The organism is Flavobacterium sp. K77, from assembly GCF_021608205.1.
Classification (GTDB): domain Bacteria; phylum Bacteroidota; class Bacteroidia; order Flavobacteriales; family Flavobacteriaceae; genus Flavobacterium; species Flavobacterium turcicum.
The window spans coordinates 1-1,121 of the sequence record NZ_JAKIHO010000032.1; the positions used below are offsets into that span (position 1 = coordinate 1).

Consider the following 1,121-nt stretch of genomic DNA (forward strand, 5'->3'; position numbering starts at 1 on the left):
ACCACTGCAACGACTACTTCAAATGTAGGAACTTATCCAATCGCGGTGACTTTAGGAAGTAATCCTAATTATACTGTTACCAAAACAGATGCAACTCTTACTGTTGCCCCTAAGACTGCAACTGTAGTAGCTGCTGATAAAACGAAAGTATACGGTGACGTTAATCCAGCTTTGACTGCAACTGTTACTGGTGCTATCAATGGAGATACTATTAACTATACCCTAGCAACCACTGCAACGACTACATCAAATGTAGGGAATTACCCAATCGTTGCGACTTTAGGAAGCAATCCTAATTATACTGTTACTAAAACAGATGCAAATCTTACTGTTACCCCTAAAACTGCAACTGTAGTAGCTGCTGATAAAACAAAAGTATACGGTGACGTTAATCCAGCTTTGACTGCAACTGTTACTGGTGCTATCAATGGAGATACTATTAACTATACCCTAGCAACCACTGCAACGACTACATCAAATGTGGGAACTTATCCAATCGTTGCGACTTTAGGAAGCAATCCTAATTATACTGTTACCAAAACAGATGCAAATCTTACTGTTACACCTAAGACTGCAACTGTAGTAGCTGCTGATAAAACAAAAGTGTACGGTGATCTTAATCCTGCTTTAACAGCGGTGGTAACAGGTGCTGTAAATGGAGATACGATTAACTATACCCTTGCAACTACTGCAACGACTGCATCAAATGTTGGAACTTATCCAATCGTTGCGACTTTAGGAAGCAATCCTAATTATACTGTTACCAAAACAGATGCAACTCTTACTGTTACCCCTAAGACTGCAACTGTAGTAGCTGCGAATAAAACTAAAGTATACGGTGAGGCTAATCCAGCTTTGACTGCAACTGTTACTGGTGCTATCAATGGAGATACTATTAACTATACCTTAGCTACCACTGCAACGACTACTTCAAATGTGGGAACTTATCCAATCGTTGCAACTTTAGGAAGCAATCCTAATTATACTGTTACCAAAACAGATGCAACACTTACTATCACACCTAAGACTGCAACTGTAGTAGTTGCTGATAAAACAAAAGTTTACGGTGATCTTAATCCTGCTCTAACAGCGGTGGTAACAGGTGCTGTAAATGGAGATAC

Annotated in this window: 1 protein-coding gene; it reads left to right on the forward strand. The window is 39.6% G+C overall.

The window, feature by feature from the left end:
• On the forward strand, nucleotides 1-1,121 hold a 1,121-nt coding region (locus L1S34_RS14755; RefSeq protein WP_236364856.1), incomplete at both ends, for an MBG domain-containing protein.